Annotated in this window: 16 protein-coding genes and 2 tRNA genes; 7 read left to right on the forward strand and 11 right to left on the reverse strand. The window is 58.0% G+C overall.

Going from position 1 to position 17,380, the window contains the following annotated elements; genetic code table 11:
- Positions 1 to 114 precede the first annotated feature (114 nt).
- On the forward strand, positions 115 to 1,551 hold the full coding sequence (locus AACY36_RS05645; RefSeq protein ID WP_339417273.1) for a hypothetical protein: 1,437 nt from the start codon (positions 115 to 117) through the stop codon (positions 1,549 to 1,551).
- Positions 1,552 to 1,625: 74 nt separating this feature from the next.
- Here the strand turns inward: AACY36_RS05645 and AACY36_RS05650 are convergent, their stop codons facing one another.
- The 10 genes from AACY36_RS05650 to AACY36_RS05695 form a co-directional block, all read right to left on the reverse strand.
- On the reverse strand, positions 1,626 to 1,853 hold the full coding sequence (locus AACY36_RS05650) for a hypothetical protein (RefSeq protein ID WP_339417275.1): 228 nt from the start codon (positions 1,851 to 1,853) through the stop codon (positions 1,626 to 1,628).
- Positions 1,850 to 2,569 carry a lipopolysaccharide kinase InaA family protein gene (locus AACY36_RS05655; RefSeq protein ID WP_339417277.1) on the reverse strand — a complete coding sequence of 240 codons (720 nt, stop codon included), beginning with the start codon at positions 2,567 to 2,569 and terminating at the stop codon, positions 1,850 to 1,852. The genes AACY36_RS05650 and AACY36_RS05655 overlap by 4 nt, the downstream gene beginning before the upstream one ends.
- A 4-nt stretch (positions 2,570 to 2,573) precedes the next feature.
- A complete protein-coding gene (locus AACY36_RS05660) occupies positions 2,574 to 3,254 on the reverse strand; it encodes a class I SAM-dependent methyltransferase (protein WP_339427479.1) in 681 nt (226 codons plus the stop codon).
- 194 nt (positions 3,255 to 3,448) lie between these two features.
- Positions 3,449 to 4,723, reverse strand: a complete 1,275-nt coding sequence (locus tag AACY36_RS05665; protein WP_339417279.1) for a sensor histidine kinase — start codon at positions 4,721 to 4,723, stop codon at positions 3,449 to 3,451.
- Positions 4,713 to 5,396, reverse strand: coding sequence for a two-component system response regulator ColR (gene colR / locus AACY36_RS05670; protein ID WP_049711697.1), 684 nt, complete (start codon positions 5,394 to 5,396; stop codon positions 4,713 to 4,715). Before colR ends, AACY36_RS05665 begins: the two co-directional genes overlap by 11 nt.
- Positions 5,397 to 5,717: 321 nt before the next feature.
- Positions 5,718 to 7,364: a chaperonin GroEL gene (groL, locus tag AACY36_RS05675; RefSeq protein WP_339417281.1), complete on the reverse strand. Its 1,647-nt coding sequence runs from the start codon at positions 7,362 to 7,364 to the stop codon at positions 5,718 to 5,720.
- A 50-nt stretch (positions 7,365 to 7,414) separates the two neighbouring features.
- Positions 7,415 to 7,711 carry a co-chaperone GroES gene (locus AACY36_RS05680; RefSeq protein ID WP_003175874.1) on the reverse strand — a complete coding sequence of 99 codons (297 nt, stop codon included), beginning with the start codon at positions 7,709 to 7,711 and terminating at the stop codon, positions 7,415 to 7,417.
- 247 nt (positions 7,712 to 7,958) lie between these two features.
- Entirely contained in the window at positions 7,959 to 8,435 is a 477-nt protein-coding gene (locus tag AACY36_RS05685; protein ID WP_339417283.1) for an FxsA family protein, read from the reverse strand.
- 66 nt (positions 8,436 to 8,501) lie between these two features.
- The gene (locus tag AACY36_RS05690; RefSeq protein WP_339417285.1) at positions 8,502 to 9,233 is read right to left on the reverse strand and encodes a HugZ family pyridoxamine 5'-phosphate oxidase; all 732 of its coding nucleotides are present in this window, start codon (positions 9,231 to 9,233) and stop codon (positions 8,502 to 8,504) included.
- 116 nt (positions 9,234 to 9,349) lie between these two features.
- Positions 9,350 to 10,357 carry a DUF481 domain-containing protein gene (locus AACY36_RS05695; protein ID WP_339417287.1) on the reverse strand — a complete coding sequence of 336 codons (1,008 nt, stop codon included), beginning with the start codon at positions 10,355 to 10,357 and terminating at the stop codon, positions 9,350 to 9,352.
- Positions 10,358 to 10,498: 141 nt separating this feature from the next.
- On the opposite strand from AACY36_RS05695, the gene AACY36_RS05700 reads away from it, so the two are divergent.
- The 4 genes from AACY36_RS05700 (at position 10,499) to AACY36_RS05715 (ending at position 15,338) form a co-directional block, all read left to right on the forward strand.
- Complete coding sequence (locus tag AACY36_RS05700; RefSeq protein WP_339427480.1) at positions 10,499 to 10,861, forward strand: MGMT family protein; 363 nt, start codon at positions 10,499 to 10,501, stop codon at positions 10,859 to 10,861.
- A 43-nt stretch (positions 10,862 to 10,904) separates the two neighbouring features.
- Positions 10,905 to 12,437 carry an AmpG family muropeptide MFS transporter gene (locus AACY36_RS05705; protein ID WP_339417289.1) on the forward strand — a complete coding sequence of 511 codons (1,533 nt, stop codon included), beginning with the start codon at positions 10,905 to 10,907 and terminating at the stop codon, positions 12,435 to 12,437.
- 211 nt (positions 12,438 to 12,648) lie between these two features.
- Positions 12,649 to 14,364 carry a proline--tRNA ligase gene (locus tag AACY36_RS05710; RefSeq protein ID WP_339417291.1) on the forward strand — a complete coding sequence of 572 codons (1,716 nt, stop codon included), beginning with the start codon at positions 12,649 to 12,651 and terminating at the stop codon, positions 14,362 to 14,364.
- A 20-nt stretch (positions 14,365 to 14,384) separates the two neighbouring features.
- A complete protein-coding gene (locus tag AACY36_RS05715) occupies positions 14,385 to 15,338 on the forward strand; it encodes a hypothetical protein (RefSeq protein WP_339417292.1) in 954 nt (317 codons plus the stop codon).
- Between the two features lie 129 nt (positions 15,339 to 15,467).
- On the opposite strand, the gene dinB is transcribed toward AACY36_RS05715, so the two are convergent.
- Complete coding sequence (gene dinB, locus AACY36_RS05720; RefSeq protein ID WP_339417293.1) at positions 15,468 to 16,526, reverse strand: DNA polymerase IV; 1,059 nt, start codon at positions 16,524 to 16,526, stop codon at positions 15,468 to 15,470.
- Between the two features lie 278 nt (positions 16,527 to 16,804).
- Here dinB and AACY36_RS05725 point away from each other — a divergent pair.
- Positions 16,805 to 16,881, forward strand: a tRNA-Met gene (locus AACY36_RS05725).
- Positions 16,882 to 17,076: 195 nt separating this feature from the next.
- A tRNA-Met gene (locus AACY36_RS05730) sits at positions 17,077 to 17,153 on the forward strand.
- The last annotated feature ends 227 nt before the right edge of the window (positions 17,154 to 17,380 follow it).

Raw genomic sequence — 17,380 nt, forward strand, 5'->3', positions numbered from 1 at the left:
AGCCCTGCAACGCCTAAAGAATGCCGCTAACTCGACTTTTTACAGACTTCGGAACCAAGGTCCTATCGACCGCCACTACAGGCGCACGATCTAACCTCCAGGTAAAAAGAAGAAATGGAACTCAAACCATCAAACTATGCCGTCCCCCTGAACACTTGCGTAAAAAGCCAGACGCCATCAACCAGCCAGACAAGCGGTGTCTTGGCCACTGAAAAAGACAACGCCGCCCCCCCGTCCCACGCCACTGGCAGGCCGTACGGCGATAATCGAAGCGCCGAGGAAATTCTCCAGGCCAATCCCTCATTGGATATCTTCGACAAGATCGACTACCCGAAAGGTTACAAAGAGCGACTCTACAAGCGGGTGGGTGATTGGACGTCGAACAACCCCGATCCCAAGTGGAGGGCCGAGGCTGCGTACAACGCTGCCCGAGTGTTCAATTACATCGAATCCGGGAAAGACAGCAGAACGGCCAATAGCAGACCCAACAGTGAGGCGACTGATGGCCTTCAGTGCCCTGGTTACCCACCCCTTGAAGCCAGTAATGCGGAACTAATGGAGAACTTCCTGCAAAACGGCTACTCGGCATTGATAGATCCAGAGGCAGAATCACAAAAGGCGGAAAACGCAGCCATAGAAGCCGAAAAAGCCAGGATAAAAGACCAGCAGAACGCCTCGCAAACGGACACCACCAAGAGCGATGAAACCTCAAGGGCTGAAAACAATATTGACTACGCCCCTAACGGCGCCACCGGAAGACCAAAAGGGGACCGTCGCACAGCAGAACAGATCATCAAGGACAATCCCATCTTGAACAACTTGCCCTCGTCTATTACGAAAGAATCGCTGTTCAAGCATCTGGGTGACTGGACCGGCAGCAATCCGGATCCGGAAAAACGTGCAGATGCAGTCTTTAATGCTGCACGCCTGTTCAATTACATCGATGGCCTCGACGTAAAGGAGTCCGCTAGAAAACCGAGCAAGCAAGGTGACGGCGAGATCACGGGTGAACATCAGGGCCCACTCCCACCGCCCTTCGATGAAGTCACGATTGTGAAAGGCTCTGAGGCCGACCTCGTGAAAAAATTCAGCGAGGAAGGTTACGCAGCCTTGGGCAATCACGGCACTCCGCTTGCCTCAGACAATGAAAAACGCCCTCAGAAAATCCCCCCGTCCCCTTCCGGGCGGCCTGAAGGTGATAAGCGCACAGCTGATCAAATCCTCAACGCTAATCCAATCATTGGCAGGCTGGAAGAGTCCTTGGCTGAAATTCAAGGTGGTGCCAGGATTCTCGAGAAACTGAAGGCACTGACAGGCGACTGGAGCGAGAACAACACAAATGCCGAGTCGCGTGCCAACGCAGCGTACAACATCGCTAAAGTTGCAAACTACCTCGACGCAAACCCCACCTTTTATAGGCTTGACGAGGGGTTTGACGACATCGGTCCTGGCCATCTGACGGGCTTCACAAGTGATGGCGCTAACCCAGACACTGAGGCAAGCGCGCTTATCAACTTTAGCAATAGCGGCTACAACGCGTTAGCGGGTTAAACAGGTAGACACCGACCTACTTTGCAAAAAAAGACCTCGCACTGCGAGGTCTTTTAATGTTGGTTTGAATCGTTTCAACTCTGTGGCCTCATCCCTTGAGACATGCCGAACATAAAGAGCAGTAACTCATGATCAGGCTTGACCGCTGTGCTCGCCTTGGCCACGCGCGGCAACAGGCATTGCCCGCCACTCTGCGTTGCGCTGAGCACCTGTGTGCGAGGCTGCTCCCACGCCGCCAGCGCCAAGGCTGCAACGCCCAGCGCCCCGACCAAAAACAAACCTCGTGCTATTTCTAGCTTCATCTGGTTAAACCCTTGATAGCGCTGCCAAACGCCGTCTCGTAAAAGTAGCTGAGTTTTTTCCAATCGGTATCGTTCCACGACGAATGGCGGCGCAATTGCAGCATGTCATGGGAGGCCGCCCGATAAGCGGTCAAGCGCTGGCGGCATTTCTCGAAATCCAGCAGCGCCACTTCGACATTGGCCGAATCACCTTCGCCTGTCACCCGCACAAAAATATGCTTGATGTACAGACAGCCATGCTGCCAACGCCCCTTGTGCATGCGCGCCAGGGTGCCGGCCAATTCCTTGAGCACGCGTTCATGCACCTGCTCGCCGTATTGCTCGCGGCCACCGGCGGCGTACCAGTTTTCAATTTCGTCAAAGCCATCAAGGGCTGCGGTCACCAGCAGTGCCTGCCAACGGTGCTCGGGGTCGCGGCGTGCCTCGCAAAAGACCATTTCCGGAACGCGTACGTCCAACAGGCGCAGGCCTTTGATGGCATCGCGTTCACGCAGCACGGTGGGACGGCCGAAGGGGTGCAGCCAACTGCGGTAAATATGCCCGGTCTGGCGCTTGCAGTAGAGCAAACGTCCATTGGGACTTATCACGCGCTGCACGCCACTTTCACCGCCGCGCCGGCGGTTGGGCTCCTCGACCCACTCACCCTGCTGGCGCCAGAAATAATCGAATCGCTCTTCGGGCGCTACGTGACTGCCTGCTACGCACTCAACTGCCATCCTGTTACCTCTTGCGTAATACGTACACCCGCCACATGGCGTAGAGCGGTATGAAGTCCAGGGATTCCTGAACACGAAAGCCGGCTTCCTCGAATTCCGCTTCGACAGTAGCAGCCGGTAACACAAATCTGTTTTGGTAACCTTCCTGCTCACCGTTTTTGCGACGCTGCCCTTCGAGACGCTTGCGTTTCCAGGCTTTGAAGTTGCCATCGACCCACAGCGAAATGATCACGCTGTCACGGGTAACGCGCTGAAACTCCCGCAATACCGCCGCCCGATGCGCCGGATCACCAATGTGGTGCAACAGGCGCATACAAAAAATGCTATCCACAGCGTTATCCGGCAGATCGATATCAAACGCAGATGTCTGCAAGGGCCGTACCCGTTTCACCACATCGGCGGGTTGAGCAGCTGTCGCCACCGTCAACATCGAGGCAGAGTTGTCAGCGCCGATGATCACACGGTTGGGTTTTTCGGCCAGCAGCGGCCAGAAGCGCCCTGCACCGCAGGGCAAGTCCAGCACCAAACCAGGCTCACCGGCCATCGCCAACGCGCCACGGGCCAATTGCTCGTCGCGTTTATGGGACAGCCGGCGTGCCAGATTGTCCTGATGCTTGAGCAAATAGTCGTGGGCGTGCTCGTCGTCGTACTTTTTCGAAAATTCGAGCTTTATCGGGGTAGACATCTACGGATCTCCAGTTGCTGATGCCTACAACCTTAAGCAGCAGTCTGTGATCAACAGGTCAACCCGTTGTGAAAAACTTGTCCTGCCCGATCTCATACATTTCAAGACTTTACAGACACAAGCAATAGCATGGGGCCATGTTCGCCGAATTACGGGGAACTCTGGCAGGATAGCGGCAGGAGATGGAGCCAGGCTTAGACCTGACTCAGTTGCACATGAAAACGGCAGCCATTCGGCTCCATGGTGCTGAGCCTCACGCTCCAGCCCTGGTTCTCACAGATACGCTGGACCAGTGACAAACCAAGGCCCAGGCCGTCACCGCGTTTTTCGCTGCCGCGCACGAAAGGCTCGAACATCGCTTCGCGCTTGTCTTCGGGAATCCCCACGCCGGAGTCTTCCACCACAAAGCCACTCGGCTCGAGGGTCAAGCGGATAAAGCCCTGCTCGGTGTAGTGCAAGGCATTGCGCAACAGATTGCCCATCACCGCTTGCAGAAAGGTGGCATTGTAGCGGGTGTCCAGCGGGTTACCAGGCTGGTAGATCAGCTCCAGGCCCTTGCGCTCAATGGGCTCGCGCCAGATGCCGAGCAGATCATCGGCCACCTGTTCCAGGCTGACCTGCGGTGACATGCTGCCATCGTCATGCTGGGCACGGGCCAGCATGAGAAAGGTCTGCACCAGCTCACGCATTTCTTCGCAAGCACGGGCGATCCGCTCGACCTGGTTACGCCCTCGCTGATCGATGGCCGGGTTTTCCAGCAACAGTTCGCAAGAACTCGCCAATACCATCAAGGGGGTGCGCAATTCGTGGCTCACGTCACTGGTAAACAACTGCTCACGAGACAGCGCCTGGCGCAACCGCCCCAGCGTGGCATCGAAGGCCACGGCCAGCTCACCCACTTCATCCGCCGCGTAATCCGGCGCCAGCGGTGGTGCCAGGCCCAGCAATTGGTCACGGTGACGCACCTGGCGGGCCAGGCGTACGACCGGCGCCATCACTTTGCGGGCGAGCACCCAGCCGAGGAATACCGCCAGTGCCAGGCTGAGTACAAAACCCACCAGCACCACGGCAAACAGCACGCGCTCGCGCTCTTCAAAATCGCTTTGATCTTGCAGCAGCACATAGCGCCGGCCGTCGACCACTTCCACCATGGCGTGGTAAGACAGCGACTCTCGGAACACTTCGTGGAAACCGGGTTCGAGGTGACGCAGATCCTTGGGCAATTCAAAATCGCCGGGGCCACCGCTGAAGTAAAACAGCTGGTCCGGCTCGGGCCGGTGGCGCCAGTCCTCGACGGTGTCCATCAGCAACAGGCGCTGCAGGTCACCGCCCAGGCCCGCCGAGATCAGTTTTTCTTCCACCAGGTGCACGGTGGCGACGATGCCCATGGCGAAGGCGCCCGCCACCAATGCACTCATCAACGCAAAGGCGATGATGATGCGTTGGGCAAGGCTTTGCTTAAACTCCATCACGCCCCTCGGCCAAGCGATAACCGACGCCGTGCACCGTTTGCAGCAATGGCTTGGCGAACGGTTTATCGATCACTTGGCGCAATTGGTGGACGTGGCTGCGCAGACTGTCGCTGTCCGGGCAGTCATCGCCCCACAGGGCTTCTTCGAGAATTTCGCGGCGTAGCACGTGCGGGCTCTTCTGCATCAGCACCGCCAGCAGCTTCAGGCCGACCGGGTTGAGCTTGAGCAGACGACCTTCGCGAGTGACTTCCAGGGTGTCGAGGTCGTAGCTCAGGTCAGCCACCTGCAGTGTGCGGCGACCGCCACCCTGTGCACGGCGCAGCACGGCTTCAATCCGCGCCGCCAATTCCGACAAGGCAAAAGGTTTGAGCAGGTAATCGTCGGCACCAGACTTGAAGCCTTGCAGCCGGTCATCCAGTTGATCGCGGGCGGTGAGCATGATCACCGGCGTGTCACGGCGCGCGTCTTCGCGCAGGCGCTTGCACAGGGTGTAGCCATCGATGCCGGGCAGCATGATATCGAGCACGATCAAATCGTAATGTTCAGTGGCAGCCAGGTGCAGGCCCGACAAACCGTCCTGCGCACAGTCCACGGTATAACCCTTTAACCCCAGGTAATCCGCCAGGTTGGCGAGGATATCGCGGTTGTCTTCAACCAATAAAATTCGCATGGGAGTGTCTCCGTACGCGGTAGCGGCCGTGTTGGCTCGCGCAGCTTAAGGCCAAGTGTGGCACAGGGATAGGCCTTGAGGGCACGCTGATAAAGGTTTTCAACCAACATTCATATTGAACGAGATTTTCACTATGGCTTCACACAATGGAGACAGTGCCAGGGCGAAAATTTGCGGTTAATTCAACGCCTCATCGGTTCGCAGGGCACTATCGCAAGCACGCCAGCGCCCACAGTTGGCTGCATTTCAAATTCAAACAATAAAAAAGCCCCGCCTGCATCACTGCAGGCGGGGCTTTTTCAGTACGGGGGTAAGGCTGGCTTACATCATGCCGCCCATGCCACCCATGCCGCCCATGTCTGGCATACCGCCACCGCCAGCGCCTTCAGCCTTAGGCTTGTCAGCAATGGCAGCTTCGGTGGTCAGGATCAGGCCACCGATGGAGGCTGCAGCTTGCAATGCCGAACGAGTCACCTTGGTAGGGTCCAGGATGCCCATTTCGATCATGTCGCCGTAGACGCCAGTCGCAGCGTTGTAACCGTAGTTACCTTTGCCGTTCTTGACTTCGTTGACCACAACGCTTGGCTCGTCGCCGGAGTTGGCAGCGATCTGGCGCAGTGGTGCTTCAACAGCACGACGCAGTACAGCGATACCGACGTTCTGGTCAGCGTTGTCGCCGGTCAGGTTAGTCAGGGCTTCCAGCGCACGGATCAGCGCAACGCCACCGCCAGGTACCACGCCTTCTTCGACGGCTGCGCGGGTTGCGTGCAGGGCGTCTTCAACGCGGGCTTTCTTCTCTTTCATTTCAACTTCGGAACCCGCGCCAACCTTGATCACGGCAACGCCGCCGGACAGCTTGGCCAGACGTTCTTGCAGTTTTTCACGGTCGTAGTCGGACGAAGTCTCGGCAACCTGGGCGCGGATCTGAGTGATGCGCGATTGGATGTCGCCTTCAACGCCAGCACCGTCAACGATGATGGTGTTTTCTTTGGAGATGGTCACGCGCTTGGCACTGCCCAGGTTTTCCAGGGTGGCGCTTTCCAGGCTCAGGCCGATCTCTTCGGAGATGACGGTACCGCCGGTCAGAACGGCGATGTCCTGCAGCATTGCCTTGCGACGGTCGCCGAAGCCTGGAGCCTTGACGGCTGCGACTTTAACGATGCCACGCATGTTGTTCACTACCAGCGTCGCCAGGGCTTCGCCTTCAACGTCTTCGGAAACGATCAGCAGTGGGCGGCCGGCTTTGGCAACGGCTTCCAGTACTGGCAGCATTTCGCGGATGTTAGAAATCTTTTTGTCGACCAGCAGGATCAGCGGGCTGTCCAGCTCGGCAACCATGGTTTCAGGCTTGTTGACGAAGTACGGGGACAGGTAGCCACGGTCGAACTGCATACCTTCTACAACCGACAGTTCGTTTTCCAGGCCAGAGCCTTCTTCAACGGTGATCACGCCTTCTTTGCCGACTTTTTCCATGGCTTCGGCAATGATGTCGCCGATGGAGCTGTCGGAGTTGGCGGAGATGGTACCTACCTGGGCAATAGCCTTGGTGTCAGCGCATGGCTTGGACAGGTTTTTCAGCTCAGCAACGATGGCGATGGTCGCCTTGTCGATGCCGCGCTTGAGGTCCATCGGGTTCATGCCGGCAGCGACGGCTTTGTAGCCTTCGTTGACAATTGCCTGAGCCAGAACGGTAGCGGTGGTGGTGCCGTCGCCTGCGTCATCGTTGGCACGGGAGGCAACGTCTTTGACCAGCTGCGCGCCCATGTTTTCGAAACGGTCTTCGAGTTCGATTTCTTTTGCTACCGAAACGCCGTCCTTGGTGATGGTCGGAGCGCCGAAGCTCTTCTCGATGATCACGTTACGGCCTTTAGGGCCCAAGGTCGCTTTTACTGCGTCAGCCAGGATGTTGACACCGGTGAGCATTTTTTTGCGGGCGGAATCGCCGAATTTAACTTCTTTAGCAGCCATGATCGATATTCCTTAAATACTTTGGAGTAACGGGAAAATGAGCGGGGAAATCAGTCTTCCAGAACAGCGAGAATCTCGTTCTCAGCCATAACCAGCAGGTCTTCGCCGTCGACTTTCACAGTGTTGCTGCCGGAGTAAGGACCAAATACAACCTTGTCACCGACTTTAACGGCCAGCGCACGCACGTCACCGTTTTCCAGGGTTTTGCCTGGGCCTGCAGCGACGATCACACCGTGGTTGGCTTTTTCAGCAGCCGAACCTGGCAGAACGATACCGCCAGCGGTTTTCTTTTCTTCTTCGCTGCGACGGATTACGACGCGGTCGTGCAGAGGACGAAGCTTGCTCATTGTCGATCTCTCCTAATTGTGTTTTTCATCGGCCGGTATCAGTACCGGCAGGTTGTATTCCGGCAGTGCCGGTCGCGCCTCGCCAAGCAAGACGCAGAAGTCTGTCTGGTGTCACCACCAGAAACCTTGCGGTGACCGTTACATAAGGGCGCATAAGCTTATTACAAGGGGCCGCGACGGAAATTTTTTGTGTATGTCGACGGCTCAAAGCAACACGGCACCCTGAGGTGCCGTGCCAGTGAAGCGGTTATTTGCTGTCGCGCTGTTCGAATTCGCCTTCGATCACATCACCTTCACGCCCCAGTGGCTGGCGCGGAGCCGGACCGCCACGGGGTTGCAGGTCATCGGCGAACGCACGCTGGCGAATCGCCGCCTCTTCGGCACGCTGGCGCATCTTGCCGGCCAGCAGCTTGCGAGTGACTGGCAGCAACATCACCAGGCCGACCACATCGCTGATAAAGCCCGGCAGGATCAACAGGCCACCGGCCAGGGCCATCATCAGGCCTTCAAGCATGGTCTGTGCGGGCAGCTCGCCACGATTCAGGCTTTCACGCGCACGCAGTGCCGTGGCCAGGCCGGCGACGCGCAGCACCAATACGCCGAGCATCGAGCCGAGAATGATCAACAGCAGGGCCGGGAAAAACCCGATCGCACTGCTGACTTGAACGAATACGAACAGCTCCAACACCGGGAACAGCAGAAAGAGCAATAAAAAAGGGCGCATCAAATGGTTCCTCAACGCAAGAATGCCTTGCCAGTCCACCTTAAATGACGTCGCCATTTCGTGAATTCAAGCGTCAGCGGCTTCTTTTTTCGGCCAGTCGTCAGCGTGAGCCAGTGAAACCAGGGCTTCGCGCACTTGTGTCGGAGTGTTGCAAGGCTCCGCGAACGGTAACCAATATAAGGACTGGCCGATACGCAGGTGCATGCCTTCGCTGTCGATACCGGCCAACTGCGCAGGCTCGGAGGTCGGCAAACCGGCCAAGTCGACGTAGTGGGCAATGGCGTTGGTGTGATCGCTGTTCATGTGTTCGATCATGCTGCGCTCAGCCGTGCCCGAGAACGGGTTGGCCAGTGTCAACTGGTCGACCCAGTGAATCGCCCCAAAGCCGCCGATGTAACGGTGGCGCACCGGCTTGAGCACCCAGAAGTCGAAGTCGTGGGCTTTGTGGTAGTTGGCCGAATCGGGGAAGTAGCGGTAATAACGCTCGGCCGCTGCCTCTATGGCAGCGCCCTCCCCGAGTTTTACGGCCTCAGCCAGGTAGGTCAGGCGCCCGACGGACTGCACGTCATCCGCCTCACGCTCACCCACCAGCAACGAACACTTAGGGTCTTTTTGCAGGTTGTGGGTGTGCTGGGCAATACGGCTGATGAGGATCAGCGGACGGCCCTGCTCGTCCAGGCAATACGGCACGACCGAACCGAAAGGGAAACCCGGCATGGCTTTGGACTGTGTGGCGAGAGCCCCACGGTATTCCTTGAGCAACAGCTCTCGGGCGTTCTTGGCAACCTGTGCGCTCAACGTTGACTCCTCGGGTATTCAGCCGCCCATGACTCATGGGAATGGATCTCAACACAAGGTAATCAATCTACGCGCCGGTTGCCAGAGGCGCCCCTGCCGGGATTTGTCGAAGGGGGTTACCAGGCCACGCCGAACCCTGCGGTATAGCGGGTTTTGCTCAGGCTGCTTTCCGAGTCGCCACTGATGACGTCGCGTTCAGCCTTGAGGTTAAGCGAAGCCCACTCGGTGACTTTGTAGCGCAGGCCCATTTCCGCATCCAGGGAGTATTCCGCTGGGCCATCGATAGGTTTGCCCACTTCGCCATTGGTAAAGAATTCAACGGTCTTGCCCACCAGGTAGCGGTTGTAGTTCCACTTCATGGCCAGGGAATAGAAGTTGTCCTTGCCGCCTTCGACGTATTCGTAATCGGTGCGGTTGACGAGCGACCCCAGGGAGAATGCGCCCAGCTCATCATCCCAGAACTGGTAGCCCGGGCCGGTACCGACGGTACGCTGGCGAGCCAAGTCTTCAACCTTGTCACGCTTGTAAGTCAAGCGTCCCTGCCAGAACCAATGCTCGGTCAGGAAGCGGTCCAGGTCATATTCCAACGCCCAGTTGTCGGTGGTGGTCACGTCGTCCTGGAACTCGCGGTTGTACTCGCCCTGCCCGGTGTGGCGCCATTGGCCATGCCGCGCGGTGGTCTTGAAGTCGATGTCGTAGTCGTTGGTATCTTTTTCGGCGCGCTTGTAGTCCAGCGCCATGTCGACATTGCCCTTCCACACCAAGTCTTCGATCACAGGCTTGGGCTTGAGGATCTGCTGGATGCTTGCCAGCTCGACGGTCTTTGGCGCCTCGCCATTGGCCAGCACCACCTTGCCTTCATCCGCCGGCTTCAGGGACTTGGCCTTTTCGCCGGTGTAGGCATCTTGCTTGACCAGCAGTTCCTGGTCGCTTTCCAGGGTTTTCACCTGTTTCCAGTCCACAGGAATGGCGCCCGCGTAATCGGTCTGGATCAGCAACTTGCCGCCGTCGAAGACCTTGATCTTGCCCGTCAGACGGTCACCGTTCTTCAACCAGACGGTATCGGCCATTAGGGGCGTGGAGGCGCTGAAAACAGCGAGGCACAGCAGAGTTCTGGACAACATAAGCGGATTCAGGGCTCGAGGTTGGCGAAAAGAGGGCATTATCGTGTTAGATACGACTGACTCAAGGATTTATATTCAGTTCAATCCTCGATGCCATGCTTACAGACGTTTCTTACAATAAGTCAGCCGATCTCAACGGATATGCCCACAGTGAATCCACCCGCCGAGCCCCCGCAAAGCCCTGCCCAAATGCGCCGCACTGCGCTGTACCTGACCCTGGCGCAAGTGCCCGCAGGGTGCGTGGTCAGCTACGGCGAGCTGGCCCACCTGGCTGGGCTGGGGCGTGCGGCGCGCTGGGTAGGCCGCACCCTGAGTCAACTGCCTGCAGACACCAAACTTCCCTGGCATCGCGTGCTGGGTGCCGGTGGTCGGATAAGTCTGCCAGTGGGCAGTGCCTCGGGTGACGAGCAACGCGCGCGTTTGCGCGAAGAAGGCGTCACGGTCCGCAATAATCGCGTGGATATTCAGCGCCATGGCTGGCGCCCGGTAGAGCACAGCGGTTAGAGTGCGCGCTTTGTTTCCGCAAACCTGAGGCAGACTCCAGCCCATGCCCCGTAAAACCTGGCGCGCCGCGCTCGCTGCCTATGCCAGCCCCTCGACGTTAGTGCTGTTGTTGCTCGGCTTTGCCGCCGGCTTGCCTTACATGTTGGTGTTCTCGACGCTTTCGGTGTGGTTGCGGGAGGCCGGTGTGGCCCGCGAGACCATCGGCTATGCAAGCCTGATTGGTTTGGCGTATGCCTTTAAGTGGGTCTGGTCGCCGCTGCTCGACCAATGGCGCCTGCCGTTGCTCGGTAAACTCGGGCGACGCCGTTCCTGGCTGGTCCTTGCCCAGTCGCTGGTGATCCTCGGATTGATCGGCATGGGCTTTTGCGACCCGCAGAAACATTTGTCCTGGCTGATCGCTATCGCCGTCGTCGTTGCCTTCGCGTCCGCCACCCAGGATATCGCGGTAGACGCCTACCGCCTGGAAATCGCCGATGACAGCCGCCAGGCCGCGTTGGCCGCCAGCTATATGTCCGGCTATCGCATCGCCGCCCTGCTGGCCACGGCAGGTGCACTGTTTTTTGCTGAAGGTTTCGGCTCCACCGGTTTCAACTATAAACACTCGGCCTGGACCGGCACCTATGTGCTGTTCGGCGTATTGATGGTTCCTGCGTTGCTGACCACGCTGTTCATGCGCGAACCAAATGTGCCACTGCGCACCCAGTTGCAGGCCGGGCGCTACAGTTTCGTGCATCAACTGGTCTCGGTATTTGTGCTGATCGTATTGCTGGTGTCGGTGCCCGCGATGTTCACCCAGCTGTTCAATACTGATTTCGCAAGCGTGCTGTTCCACGGTATGAGCCTGTGGGACCTGCTGATGGACGACCGTGCCTTCCTGCGCGCCATTCTCTATATCACGCTCACCGCACTGTGCCTCTCGGCCATGGGTCGCCGGGGCCTGGCGCCGGTGCTGACGCCGGTCAACGACTTCATCCTGCGCTACCGCTGGCAAGCTTTACTGCTGCTGGGGCTGATCGCCACCTATCGGATGTCTGACACCGTGATGGGCGTGATGGCCAACGTGTTCTACATCGACCAAGGCTTTACCAAGGACCAGATCGCCGGGGTCAGCAAGATCTTCGGCCTGATCATGACCCTGGTCGGCGCCGGCATGGGCGGCCTGCTGATTGTGCGCTTCGGCATCCTGCCGATCCTGTTTATCGGCGGCGTGTTCTCTGCCGGCACCAACCTGCTGTTCGTGGCGCTCGCCGACAGGGGCCCGGACCTGCAGATGCTGATTTTCACGATTTCCCTGGATAACTTCAGCTCGGGCATGGCCACATCGGCATTTGTGGCCTACTTGTCGAGCCTGACCAACCTCAAGTTCTCCGCCACCCAATACGCGCTGCTCAGCTCAATCATGCTGTTGCTGCCGCGCCTGATCGGCGGGTATTCGGGGGTGATGGTGGAGAAGTTCGGCTACCATAATTTCTTCCTGATCACCTGCATGCTGGGTGTACCGACATTGCTGCTGATTGCACTGCATTGGTACCAGGAGAATCGGCGGATTCGGTTGAATCCACCCGCTGACGACTGACACACCTCAGTCAATATGGGCGCTGGCTTGCCTGCAATAGCATCACCAGGGTGCAACAGATACACCGCGCCGCTCCCATCGCAGGCAAGCCAGCGCCCACACAAGCACGGTTCCGACAGAAACACCCCGCAACCTGATGCCTGTACTCCGGCGGCAACCGCCCGTACAATCCAGCGTCATTTCAAGTCCAAGCAACCGACAACGGCCTACCATGCGCACCAGTCAATATTTGCTCGCCACACAGAAAGAAACGCCTTCCGATGCGGTCGTGATCAGCCATCAGCTGATGCTGCGCGCCGGCATGATCCGCAAACTGGCCTCGGGCCTGTACACCTGGCTGCCCATGGGCTTGAAGGTGATGCGCAAGGTCGAAGCCATCGTTCGTGAAGAAATGAACGCTGCCGGCTCTCTGGAAGTGTTGATGCCGAGCACCCAACCGGCTGAACTGTGGCAGGAATCCGGGCGCTGGGAAGAGTACGGCCCTGAGTTGCTGCGCTTCAAGGACCGTCATGGCCGCGACTTCTGCGCCGGCCCGACCCATGAAGAAGTGATCACCGACCTGATGCGCAACGAGCTGAGCAGCTATAAACAGCTGCCGCTGAACCTGTATCAGATCCAGACCAAATTCCGTGATGAAATCCGCCCACGCTTCGGCTTGATGCGCGGTCGTGAATTCATCATGAAAGACGCGTATTCGTTCCACGCCGACCAGGCGTCGCTGCAGGTCACTTACGACCGCATGCACCAGGCCTACTGCAACGTGTTCACCCGCCTGGGCCTGAAGTTCCGAGCGGTTGAAGCGGACAACGGTTCCATCGGCGGTGCCGGCTCCCACGAATTCCATGTACTGGCCGAATCCGGCGAAGACGATATCGTGTTCAGCAACGGTTCGGACTACGCAGCAAACATCGAGAAAGCTGAAGCCGTGCCACGGGAAACGTCCCGCCCTGCACCGGCTGAAGAGCTGCGCTTGGTGGATACACCAGAGACCAAGACCATCGCGGCCCTGGTGGAAAAATTCAATCTGCCGATTGAAAAGACCATCAAGACCCTGATCGTGCACGCCGAAGAAGAAGGCAAGCTGATCGCCCTGGTGATCCGTGGCGACCACGAACTCAACGAAATCAAAGCCGCCCAGCAACCTGGCGTCGCCAACCCACTGGTCATGGCCAGTGATGCCGAACTGCGCGACGCCATTGGCGCCGGTGCGGGTTCCCTGGGCCCACTGAACCTGCCGCTGCCAATTATCATCGACCGTTCGGTCGAGCTGATGAGCGACTTCGGTATTGGCGCGAACATCGACGACAAGCATTACTTCGGCGTGAACTGGGAGCGTGACCTGCCGGTTCCGACCGTGGCCGACCTGCGTAACGTGGTCGCTGGTGACCCGAGCCCGGATGGCAAAGGTACCCTGGAGATCAAGCGCGGCATCGAAGTCGGGCACATCTTCCAGCTGGGCAATAAGTACAGCAAGGCGATGAAGTGCGAAGTGCTGGGCGAGAACGGCAAGCCGATCACCCTGGAAATGGGCTGCTACGGCATTGGCGTTTCGCGCGTGGTTGCAGCTGCCATCGAGCAGAACAACGACGAGAAAGGCATCATCTGGAGTGACGCCCTGGCGCCGTTCCAGGTCGCCCTGGTACCGCTGCGCTATGAAACCGAGCAAGTACGCGAAGCCACCGACAAACTGTATGCCGAACTGACGGCCGCTGGTTTTGAAGTGTTGCTGGATGACCGCGACAAGAAAACCAGCCCGGGCATCAAGTTCGCCGACATGGAACTGATTGGCATCCCGCACCGGATCGTGGTCAGCGACCGCGGCCTGGCGGATGGCAATCTGGAATACAAGAGCCGGACCGAAGCCCAAGCACAACCGTTGCCGGTGGCTGACGTGCTGTCTTTCCTTCAGGCGCGTATTCGTCGCTGAAAACCAGATCAAGAGAAGTCATGTTCAAGCGAAACACCAGAGCCCTGGGGGGCGCCGCCTTGTGCGGCGCCCTGCTGGTCAGCGGCTGCGCCAACCAGATGTCGCAACGCAGTGAGCACGAGGAGCGGGTCGAGCGTAAGTTGCTCGACCACAGCCTGCAGATCGATGTAGGCGACCCCAAAGTGCTGGAGCTGCCTCAACGCCGAGTGCGCATTCACGAGCAAAAGACCTTCGAGGTCACCGAGTTCGAAGTCACCCGTCGTTACGACCGCTACACCCCCTACCAACCCTGGCGCGAACTCTATGAAGTGCCTTTGGGTACGGTCGCCCTGGTCGCGGGTGCGGGGGCTAACGTGGCGAATATCTTCGCCCTCGGCAACCTGCCTACCAGCATGACCCACGACTGGCTGACCTACGGCGTGGACGGCCTCAACCCGTTCATGAACGTGCAATCCCATGGCCGTGCGCAACAGAACCTGGCAGGTATCGATGAAGTCCAGCGCGACAAGCGTGTGGAGTATTCGAGCCTGCCCTGGAGCGAACGCCCGGTGCAGGTTACTGCGGGCAAGCACGTGCATGAGTTGACCACCGACCGCAACGGCGTCTTGCGCCTGAACCTGTTGGACAGCCCGTTTGCCGAGCAGGACCTTAACCGCATCACGACCTTGAAGATCAGCGTGGAAGATGGCCAGGACGACGTGCATTCGGACTCGACACTGGCGATCAGCAACACGCTGCGCGGCAAGTTGCTGGAAGCCCACGGCCTGATCTACGACGACCTGGAAGACGACGAAGTCAGCCAGTGGGTGCACCGGGTCAAGCGTCTCTCAGAGCTGGGCCTGGAAGAAGAAGCCAGCGAACTGGAACAAAGCCTGATCGAACTGACCCGCAATGATCCCGAGTTGCAGCAGGAATTCCTGCAGGCGCTGACCAAGGATGCGGGGCGGTTGGTGGCGGATCCTGGCGCGCGCTAAGACTTCAAGAATATCGTAGATCTAAATGTGTGCGGTCTTGCTCGCGAATAAGGAGTGTCAGCCACCAGATGCATTGACTGATCTACCGCATTCGCGAGCAAGCCCGCCCCCACATAGGGCTCTCGGTTTCTACCAGGAGAACTCGAGCTGCTCGTTGCCGCTGCTTAAATCCAGCAACCGCACCCCAATCCCCAACAACCGAACCGGCTTCGCACCCCGTTTAAACGCCTGGGTCAGCAGCTGTTGATAACTCTCCAAATCCCTCCCCGCCCCCGCCTGCTCCAGTGTCGTCTGGGTAAAGTCATGAAACTTCACTTTAACGAACGGCTTGCCCGCCCGGTAACTGCTGTCTATACGCGCCATACGCCCGGCCAGGGTTTCCATCAGTTCGGGAAGCTTTGCCAGACAGCTTGAAAGATCCGGCAGGTCCACATCGTAGGTATTTTCCACACTGATGGATTGCCGACGGCTATCGTTGTGCACTGCGCGGTCATCAATCCCACGCGCCAGGCTCCACAGTCGCTCGCCAAAGCTGCCAAATTCCCGCACCAGCGCCAGCTTGTTCCACTCACGCAGTTGCAGGCAGTCTTCAATTCCCAGGCGCGCCAGCTTTTCTGCCGTGACTTTGCCCACACCGTGCAATTTGCTCACACGCAACTGCGAGACAAAGTCTTCGACCTGGTCCGGGGTAATCACAAACAATCCATTGGGTTTCTTCCAGTCGCTGGCGATCTTGGCCAGGAATTTATTCGGCGCGACACCAGCGGACACGGTGATGTGCAACTGGTTGGAGACGCGGCGGCGAATGTCCTGGGCGATGCGCGTGGCACTGCCACCAAAATGCGTACAGTCAGACACGTCCAGATAGGCTTCATCCAGCGACAGCGGTTCGATCAGGTCGGTGTAGTCGCGAAAGATGGTCTGGATTTCCTTCGACGCTTCCTTATAGGCGTCCATGCGCGGCTTGACGATGGTCAGGTCCGGACACAGCTTCAAGGCGTGGCGTGACGACATGGCCGAGCGCACGCCATAGGCCCGCGCCTCATAGTTGCAGGTAGCGATCACCCCGCGCCGGTCCGCCGAGCCACCCACCGCCAGCGGCTTTTGCGCCAGGCTCGGGTCATCGCGCATCTCGATGGCGGCGTAGAAGCAATCACAGTCAACGTGGATGATTTTGCGCTGCGTCATATAAACAGGATGTGAAACTACGGGTGGCCAGTATCGCACTCACACCTGTACATAGCACCAGTAGTTTGATTCTTCCGTTTGAACGGTAGGAAAATTCGTACATGAATTTATTTTCTCAATCGAATCTGGCATTCCGATAGAGCTGAAACCCTTGGCCGGACTGGCTTGCAGCGCTTCCACGTACAGCGGTGGAGAGCTAACCAATTGAACCACAAGCGCTTTTCTTCAGAACACGGGTTGACACACTCGCGATCCTCTGTAGAATGCCGACACACAGACGCGGGATGGAGCAGTCTGGTAGCTCGTCGGGCTCATAACCCGAAGGTCGTCGGTTCAAATCCGGCTCCCGCAACCAAACATCAAAAAAGGCTACTCGAAAGAGTGGCCTTTTTTGTGCCTGTCAGTTTTTTGATTGTCTGACAAAAATCCAAGCCTATCGCGCACTTACCGTTATCGGTGACCACTCAGTGGGTTAATTCACACTTATTTGACCGATACATCCATTAACGGTTGACACCCCGCCGTTGGGCTGTAGAATTCCGCCCACAGACGCGGGATGGAGCAGTCTGGTAGCTCGTCGGGCTCATAACCCGAAGGTCGTCGGTTCAAATCCGGCTCCCGCAACCAAACATCAAAAAAGGCTACTCGAAAGAGTGGCCTTTTTTGTATCCGGTAAAAAAGTTCTTCTGAAACAATGGCATGGCATCTTTCATGAAACCGTACACGGTTTGCAGAGTCCATCTCATTGCAAGCTATGCTCAATGCTCAGCGCTTCCCTCTACGACCAATGGCCGCTGTCGCCGCCCCCGGTGATACGCGTTAATATTTGTAATAATTTTGCCCATAGGGATTGG

The sequence above is a fragment of the Pseudomonas sp. EA_15y_Pfl1_P101 genome (assembly GCF_963970835.1).
In the GTDB taxonomy this organism is placed as follows: domain Bacteria; phylum Pseudomonadota; class Gammaproteobacteria; order Pseudomonadales; family Pseudomonadaceae; genus Aquipseudomonas; species Aquipseudomonas tritici.

Bases quoted from the DNA above. Each gene is read 5' to 3' on its own strand.
- AACY36_RS05645 (WP_339417273.1), top strand. From the start codon at position 115: ATGGAACTCAAACCATCAAACTATGCCGTCCCCCTGAACACTTGCGTA.
- AACY36_RS05650 (WP_339417275.1), bottom strand. From the start codon at position 1,853: ATGAAGCTAGAAATAGCACGAGGTTTGTTTTTGGTCGGGGCGCTGGGC.
- AACY36_RS05655 (WP_339417277.1), bottom strand. From the start codon at position 2,569: ATGGCAGTTGAGTGCGTAGCAGGCAGTCACGTAGCGCCCGAAGAGCGA.
- AACY36_RS05660 (WP_339427479.1), bottom strand. From the start codon at position 3,254: ATGTCTACCCCGATAAAGCTCGAATTTTCGAAAAAGTACGACGACGAG.
- AACY36_RS05665 (WP_339417279.1), bottom strand. From the start codon at position 4,723: ATGGAGTTTAAGCAAAGCCTTGCCCAACGCATCATCATCGCCTTTGCG.
- colR (WP_049711697.1), bottom strand. From the start codon at position 5,396: ATGCGAATTTTATTGGTTGAAGACAACCGCGATATCCTCGCCAACCTG.
- groL (WP_339417281.1), bottom strand. From the start codon at position 7,364: ATGGCTGCTAAAGAAGTTAAATTCGGCGATTCCGCCCGCAAAAAAATG.
- AACY36_RS05680 (WP_003175874.1), bottom strand. From the start codon at position 7,711: ATGAGCAAGCTTCGTCCTCTGCACGACCGCGTCGTAATCCGTCGCAGC.
- AACY36_RS05685 (WP_339417283.1), bottom strand. From the start codon at position 8,435: ATGCGCCCTTTTTTATTGCTCTTTCTGCTGTTCCCGGTGTTGGAGCTG.
- AACY36_RS05695 (WP_339417287.1), bottom strand. From the start codon at position 10,357: ATGTTGTCCAGAACTCTGCTGTGCCTCGCTGTTTTCAGCGCCTCCACG.
- AACY36_RS05700 (WP_339427480.1), top strand. From the start codon at position 10,499: ATGCCCACAGTGAATCCACCCGCCGAGCCCCCGCAAAGCCCTGCCCAA.
- AACY36_RS05705 (WP_339417289.1), top strand. From the start codon at position 10,905: ATGCCCCGTAAAACCTGGCGCGCCGCGCTCGCTGCCTATGCCAGCCCC.
- AACY36_RS05710 (WP_339417291.1), top strand. From the start codon at position 12,649: ATGCGCACCAGTCAATATTTGCTCGCCACACAGAAAGAAACGCCTTCC.
- AACY36_RS05715 (WP_339417292.1), top strand. From the start codon at position 14,385: ATGTTCAAGCGAAACACCAGAGCCCTGGGGGGCGCCGCCTTGTGCGGC.
- dinB (WP_339417293.1), bottom strand. From the start codon at position 16,526: ATGACGCAGCGCAAAATCATCCACGTTGACTGTGATTGCTTCTACGCC.